Here is a 7624-nt window from a genome sequence, read left to right on the forward strand (position 1 = left end):
TGATAAGATATCGGGCATGGGCTTGTTGTGGCTTTTGAGTTGTCGTTTGGGAAGACAATAACTCTACTACATCAGCCCTCTCTCTTCATCCTCTTATTTTGGCGAAGGTATTGCACTACACTACACTTTTTGTGGGAACCACAGAAAAACCATTATATTTACGAAGTTTGTGCAGGCTGTATTGACCATCTGCTTCTCAAAGACTTTCCACCACGCAACCCAAGTTTAAATGGGTTAGGTTGGCAAGCCATTATTGAGGGTAAACCGAAATTTTTACCAGATTTACCCAAAGCAAACGAAAATTCACAGCCAAGCTCTTTCAACCCTATAGCTTTGAAAGAAGGTTCTAGAACTTATGCAGCTTTTCCCTTATTACTAAATGGTAGCAATGCAAGTATAGAGGAAATAACTGCCCTCGATCGAGATAGTAGTAATCATCAACATGAAACTAGCCAAGGGCAACTAGAGCCAATTTGTGTAGGAGTTTTATACGTACACTTTCAGCGCGAACATCAATTTAATCAAGGAGAGTTGCAATTGGGCAAACAGTTTGCTCGTAATGCCGTTGATGCCATCTGGCACGCGATCACCTATCAACAGATGCTTGATAAAGCGCGTCAATTAGCCACTATTCATTCAGTTACTCAATCACTTAGTCGGATACCAGAAAATGCTGACTTATTAGGACATATTGCCTGGAACACTTTAAATGTCCTTGCAGCTGATGTAGTGACTATTTATGCCTATATTCAGACCGAAGATCATTTTTTACCTGAAGTTAGTTATGCAGGCCGTCTGAAAGAGGAGCAAAAAATGAAAGATACAAAGCTTGATCAGCAAGATGTACCATTTTTACTGATTGAACATGGAGAAAATATCTATGCCTCAATAGTTTCAAATGAGTCTATTTTTCAAGACTCAGCCTTTAGTAAACGAGAAAAAATTCAGTCCGTAGCTGGAGTTTTACTCAGAGTAGAGCGAGACATCGTTGGAGTTATGTTCATTAATTATCGGCGACCTCATGATTTTTCGGGACAAGAGAAACAAATTATTAATACTTTAGCTTCCTCCGCCGCGACTGCTATCAAAAATCAACGATGGTTACAGACATTAAGCAGTATTGACCGCAAGATTATTACTACATTAGAAGAAAATGAACTGTTGAAATTGATTGTACAGCAATCAGTACAAATCACGGGAGCAGAATTAGGAACCATTCGGTTGTTAGATCCTGTTAATAAGTTGCTAGTTACGAAGGTTAGTTATCCTGAAAGTATACCAACTACTCAAGCTCCAAAATACGGCACTTTAGACAAAGGAATTACAGGTTGGGTTGCAACTCATCGTCAGCCGGCATTAGTTAATGATGTTCAGTCTGATATCCGCTATCAACCCTGCTTTACTAATGTGCGCTCAGAATTATGTGTGCCTTTGTTAGATAAGGATCGTGGGGTTCTTGGGGTACTTAATGTAGAGGGACGTAAACCACAAGAATTTGACCAAGGGGATTTACGCAGGTTAGAAGTTTTAGCCGATCTTGCAGTTATCGCAATTCAAAATGCAGAAACTAAGGAGCAACTTGTCAAAACAGAAGCAATAGCTACTTTAGGTGAATTAGCAAGCCCACTAGTACATAAGATAAATAATTATGTTGGTGCTATTCGTGTAAGGGCGCAGGATATCCTTGATGAAAATGATGATTGCACTCACAGCAAGGCATTGGAAATTTTTTCTTTAGCAAATAAGGTTTTAGAGGATGCTAAATGTTTGAAGATTTGGCTGCAAGAACAACGTCAACCTCTGAATCTCAAGAAAGTAGTTATTAAAGCAATAAATCAGATGCAGATAAGTTCAAATATCCAACAAAATTTGCACATTTGTGCCAGTTTACCGGAAGTATTTGCAGGTAAACAGCAATTGATATATGTCTTCGATAACCTAATCCAAAATGCGGTAGATGCCATACTGATGAAAAGTGAGCTAGGAGGTGAGTTATCAATTAAGGCTAGAACTGAAGAAGAAGGTTTTGTAAGGATCTGTGTTACTGATTCTGGTGTAGGTATTGCACGAGAAAATTTAGAAAAGATTTTCGAGCCTGATTACTCAACAAAGGGTGCTAGAAGAGGTATGGGTTTTGGATTATGGTGGACAAGATTTTATGTTGAGCGATTAGGAGGAAAAATCTTGGTAGACAGTACCCTCGATGAAGGAACAAAGTTTTCCGTGATCCTACCATTCTACAAATCAGGTATCTGAGTTTTTAGCAGCAAGTACAGTTACAAAATTAAGTGGAGGGAATTTAGATGAAATATTTGAAAGTGCTTCTAGTTGAAGATCACTCAGAATGGCAGAGTATTCTTCAAGAAAAAATTCGTCGTGCGTTGCAAGATAATCATCAATTAGACATGAGAGTGTTGAAAACTTTTGATGAGGCTTATAAATCTCTTAAAGAAAGCCAATGGAATTTATTAGTTACTGACATTGGTTTGGGAGATTCATTTGTATCTTCACAAAAATTAGGAATTCAATTAATCGAATTAGCTCGTGAACGACAGATACCAGCAATTGCAGTGAGTGGAACGCCCCATCTAACTACTCAAGATTCTGCTGATTTAGTTGCAGAGAATGGAGCAATTTTTTTCAGTAAACAAAATTTTGATAGTAAAAAGTTTATTGCTAAAATTCAGGCGCTTGCGTGTAAGCAGCAGGATTTAACAGTGAAGGTGATTTTAATTCTGGCATCAAGTCCATTTAATGAAGCAAGGCTTCGTTTAGACAAAGAGGTGCATGAGATTGATGAAGGTTTACGTCGTTCTCAGAAGCGTCACCAATTCAAATTAGAGCAAAGATGGGCTATCCGGGCTGATGATTTGCGTCGAGCTTTGCTAGATATCGAGCCACAAATCGTCCATTTTTGTGGACACGGGACTGGCGAAGACGGGTTGTTGATTCAAGATGAAGATGGCAATTCAAAGCTTGTAAGTACAGGAGCTTTAAAAATATTATTTGAATTGTGTGCTAATCATGTCGAGTGTGTTCTGCTCAACGCTTGTTATTCTGAAGTACAGGCAGATGCTATCGTCGAGCATATTAATCATGTAATTGGTATGAGTCAAGCTATTGGAGATCAAGCTGCGATTAAGTTTTCTACAGGATTTTATGATGCTATTGGGGCCGGTAAATCAGTTGAGACTGCTTATAAGTTTGGTTGTAATGCGATTCAATTAGAAAATATTCCAGAACACTTAACTCCTAGACTGAGGAAGAGATAATAATTTATGTCTATGCTTTAGTCGCATCTTTCTTAACAAAAGAGTAAAAAGCTACGAATAAGACACAGTAGTAGTTTCAGCGATAGAGACTAAAAGGTAAGAGAGGTGCGATCGCGTGAAAAGCAATATTATTTAACAGGAAACTTGAAGAGAAATAACTGAAAATTATCAAGAGTGAAGTTAAATAACAAGAAAGTAACAAAAGAGTTTTGAGAGTGATGAAAGGCTAAAAGGCAGTACCAGCAAGAGTAAGGCAAATAGCGACCGACGGCGAGCGATTGAGAGCAAAGAAAGCCAACGCTGGTTGGAAAGTTTGAAAATAACACAAGATTTGATGCCGGCTGGCACTCGTGTGATTGCAGTAGCGGATCGAGAGGCAGACATTTATGAATTATTTGCGTTGGCAGAGCGTGAGAACATAATCTCAATTAAACTCATCTAATTTATTAGTAATGCTCACAATCATAGTAGTTATAACGTGTTAACAAAAGTCTAACAAGTTAAAAATTCTAACTCATAACCAGATTCTGTAGACGATGGCACACATAACATACATTGGCGATCGCAGTAATGATGAATAGAAGCTAAAGCGTAAATTCAATCGCCCTCTGAGTTTTGACTTACTACCAAACCCGACAAATCAACACAGTGCGGTTAATTTGGCGATTTAAGCAGCGTGTAGAGCGCGAAGAATGTTTGTAGATAAAACTCGGTTTAAGGCAGTACACTATAAGTGGTTAAAAACGCACTTGGGAAATACACAGGTGTTCATTCCTACTTTAATGTAATAGCCTTCCTCAATACTTTTAATCCAGATACAACTTTATACAGTGCTGGGCCGAGTAACTGCTGTAGTTCCTCATCTGCTGGATTTGATGAATCTGGTAGAGACAATACATTGATATCGGTACAATTCAGTAGATTGTTTTAAAACCGATAGGACAGCTAAAGTGATTTTGCTGGAAAACAGGTTTAGGAGGTTGAGCTAAAGTTGGTTTTTCGGAACGGCACATTATTGAAACAGTAGTTTTGTTTTCTTGCTTGTAAGCAACTGCACCTACTAAGCTATGAAAACCCTTTTTGGTCAAGCCTAGTTGAAATAAATCAGTTGGTAATTCTTTAACAGGCGTTGCATAGATAAATGATCTATCTTGATTCATTTCTACAGAATATCGATAGTGATTTGTAGCTTTTGGCGTATCTTTTTCTCCAAGCTCTAACAAGCTATAGGATTGAGCAAAAACTGATTTTTCTAAAAAATATGCTTTTTGTGTCGTAATAAAACTTTCAATTGTAACTTTACTGCTATCTCCACAGCCACAGCTTGGTGGCACTTGAATAAACATAGTGAAGATGCCTAATGGGAATCCTACTACTACAACTAGCCAAATTATTCTCAAGTTAATTTTGCTATCGCCACTTAGCTTAGTTACATTTGACATATACAGCTTTAAAAGGAACAATTTTTCAACAGCGTATATTTTATAAATAGCCCGATTCTATTTTGATGAGTATAGTAAAGCTACCGAGTTAAAAACTGTTAGCTTAAAAATGAATGCTTTATTGAGCTTATTCAATGGGCTGTGAACAGTAGGAAAATGCTGAAAGTCAAGCAGAAGTGCAAGTTGTTTGGGCATGGGAAGCCTATGTTAACGATTGGGATTAATGGTTTATGCACCCACGGGTCGAAGATTTGAATTTTTAAATGGGTTTAAAACTCTTTCTGCATTACACGTTGTAGCCCAATACGTGTAATATCTAGTCTCAAGTTCTGCGATCGCTGCGAAAGCAGGTGCCTAATTGGCAAAAGACACGAATAAATATGACAGGCCTTTGATGACAATTGTGACGCTTGAAGCAGAAATTTTATCCAACAAAATAATTTGTAGATTCATAATTAAATTAGCAGGCCAGTTTTCAAATTTCCTGGTGCTGTCTCTATCGGTTTAGACTTTGCAGTATTGGCTGGTATTCTAGTTAGACACTCATAATCGTCAGAGGAAATAAAGTATGGGAGAAGCTAAACGCAGAAAACAGTTTTTGGGTGATGTTTACGGTTCACGAGTTAATTTAGAAAAATGTCCCATACCTTCAGAAATTAGCCTTGGAGATGTGAGCGATCAAGCATTAGCAACCACAAAAGCCCAACTGTATAGTATGTCTAAGGATTTTAAATCCACCTTTTTCATCGCTTTGACAAAAGCTAAAACCATAGAAGAGCCAGGAATTGTTTTCTGTGAAGCTCTAAAGTTTTCCGGTGGGGTCGGTGTCGAAGTTACATTCCGCCCCGACATTGAAACTTTTGTTAAATCCCGTTGTAATACTCCAGTTTTGAGCTTACGCCTGATACAAAAGCTCAAAAGTATAAACTACACTACTCATCGAGTAATAGCTCACCTTGCTGGCTCAGATACTCCCATGCTGCCGATGAATGTCTATTCTGTTCACCAAATCGAAACTCTGCTTGAGTACCTCAATGAACATCAATAAACATAACTGTTTATTCATTAGTCGCATCTTTCTTAATAAAACAGCGAAGTGCTAGAAGCTGGGTAAAGTAATAGTTTCAGCGATAGTGACTAAGAGGAGACAGAGGAGCGATCGCCCTTTAATTAACAAAAAGCACTTTGACAATGTAACACCAATTCGTAATTAAAAAACACAAGATGCAGTAAGGCTTTGGTGGTATTACATCTGTTTTGATCGGCACGAGTAATTTGTTTAATGAATGCAAAGCTCAAAAACCTGTTATGAATTTTATAACAAGTATAATTAACCAGTAGAGAAAGCATTGTAGAAGAATTGGGTATTGCAGAGCGATCGCTTTCAAATGACTGCAAGAGGTTTTGAGCAGTGAGTTGATTAATGTCGATGTTTGCTATGCAAGTGTTTCAGCAGGGGAATGTCTATAATTTTAAAAGCAGGATTGGGAGACAAGGAAATTAAAAGATGAGTGTAAAAGCTCAAAAGGCCTCGGATATACAGTATGAATCAAAGATTGTTTGGTTAAGCAATATCGAAGCGATTCCTTATGTGAGAGAGCATTTTGATACGAGTTGTACAAGAAGAAAGGGAAAGCTGAAGTATCAAAGCTATGAAATCGTAGGCTATGCAGAACTAGAAGACAAAGCCCCGAACACAGGTAGAAGGGGATGTTTCGCGCGAAGAGTATTTTGGCTGGCAAAGCATGATCGGTATTATGAGCCTGAAGGAGTTTATCAGCAAGGATGTCCACTAGAAGCGATAGATCCATTAACAGTGTTTCCAAAAGTTCTCGGACAGATAACTTCAAGAGCTTGGAATGGAACATTGCCATCAGTAGGTAGAAAGGACTCGACAGATACAGTGGAAGAATTAGTATTGCAACTAGAAAAGATTAAGCGTGAGATGACATTAATAGAAAAAGCGTTCATGATCGCGCAGGAATCAGGAGCGAATTGGAGTGATAAGCAGACAAAGCTATGGCAGTTGCATGACTATCAATACAATGAAACTTTGGACAAAATTAAAAACTTGATAGCAAACTCGGAAAAGCGAAATGTAGAAAACTCAGAAGGTAAGATATGTGTTTTTGCGCGTGCAGATATAGATGCAGATCATAATGATGTGATTCTAGAATACGAACAATATGCCGCCGAAGCAGGTTTGAAAGGAGAAAAGCACGTTAGCTTGATCAGCAAGACTTATGGTTATGCTCTCGGCAGAGAAACGGAAATCGGATTTGTTTTGATTTCAAAACAGTTAAATGCTTACATAGAAAAGGAATACGGAAATCTCAATGATGATGAATAACCTGTTACAGGTATAAATAAATGTAACAGCTTTTTGAGGAAACGATGATTAAGAATTTGTCAAATATATGAACAAGTTATTACAGATATAACAGCATAAAAAACTAGATGATAGCGGCAAGGTTATACCTGCCTGAGAATGAGATAAAGCACCCGCTCTTGACCACTAGGAGATTTGAGCATTTGAAAGCAAGAAAAGTCTCCTCAGCACCCCTAGCGTAGCCGATTGGATGGCGATCTCCGTAATGATGAATAGAAGTTAAAGCGTAAGCTCAATCGCTGGAAAGTTTTTGACCTACTACCAAACCCGACAAATAAACACAGGGCTGTTAATTTGGCGATTTAAGCAGCGTGTAGAGCGCGAAAGATACAATTTATAGGTAAAACGCGGTTGAAGGCATTTGAGGAAGATGAGAGCATTCATAACAGTGAAATTAAAAACTGATACCATTTCACGAAATTACTGATAGAAATCGCTTCCTCTGCAACTCTGCTTCTGGTCGCCGAGCGAAGTCGAGGCGCTACTTGCATATCCGTATCATTTTTAAAGTGAAATGGTAT

The 7624-nt window shown here is 38.2% G+C and carries 5 protein-coding genes; 4 read left to right on the forward strand and 1 reads right to left on the reverse strand.

Annotated elements, in window-relative coordinates:
• Window positions 1-129 precede the first annotated feature (129 nt).
• Both H6G28_RS35815 and H6G28_RS35820 read left to right on the forward strand, forming a co-directional pair.
• Entirely contained in the window at window positions 130-2256 is a 2127-nt protein-coding gene (locus H6G28_RS35815) for a GAF domain-containing protein (RefSeq protein WP_190678044.1), read from the forward strand.
• 47 nt (window positions 2257-2303) lie between these two features.
• On the forward strand, window positions 2304-3272 hold the full coding sequence (locus tag H6G28_RS35820; RefSeq protein ID WP_242054751.1) for a CHAT domain-containing protein: 969 nt from the start codon (window positions 2304-2306) through the stop codon (window positions 3270-3272).
• A gap of 914 nt (window positions 3273-4186) precedes the next feature.
• Here H6G28_RS35820 and H6G28_RS35825 read toward each other — a convergent pair.
• Window positions 4187-4714: a type IV pilin-like G/H family protein gene (locus tag H6G28_RS35825; RefSeq protein WP_190678047.1), complete on the reverse strand. Its 528-nt coding sequence runs from the start codon at window positions 4712-4714 to the stop codon at window positions 4187-4189.
• 568 nt (window positions 4715-5282) lie between these two features.
• Between H6G28_RS35825 and H6G28_RS35830 the strand changes: the two genes are divergently transcribed.
• A complete protein-coding gene (locus tag H6G28_RS35830; protein WP_190678050.1) occupies window positions 5283-5762 on the forward strand; it encodes a hypothetical protein in 480 nt (159 codons plus the stop codon).
• Between the two features lie 459 nt (window positions 5763-6221).
• Window positions 6222-7064, forward strand: a complete 843-nt coding sequence (locus tag H6G28_RS35835; protein ID WP_190678053.1) for a DUF6009 family protein — start codon at window positions 6222-6224, stop codon at window positions 7062-7064.
• Window positions 7065-7624 lie beyond the last annotated feature (560 nt).

This window comes from Nostoc sp. FACHB-190, from assembly GCF_014696905.1.
In the GTDB taxonomy this organism is placed as follows: Bacteria; Cyanobacteriota; Cyanobacteriia; order Cyanobacteriales; family Nostocaceae; genus Nostoc_B.

Excerpts from the sequence above, each read along its gene's own strand:
- H6G28_RS35820 (WP_242054751.1), top strand. The coding sequence starts at position 2,304 with ATGAAATATTTGAAAGTGCTTCTAGTTGAAGATCACTCAGAATGGCAG.
- H6G28_RS35825 (WP_190678047.1), bottom strand. The coding sequence starts at position 4,714 with ATGTCAAATGTAACTAAGCTAAGTGGCGATAGCAAAATTAACTTGAGA.
- H6G28_RS35830 (WP_190678050.1), top strand. The coding sequence starts at position 5,283 with ATGGGAGAAGCTAAACGCAGAAAACAGTTTTTGGGTGATGTTTACGGT.
- H6G28_RS35835 (WP_190678053.1), top strand. The coding sequence starts at position 6,222 with ATGAGTGTAAAAGCTCAAAAGGCCTCGGATATACAGTATGAATCAAAG.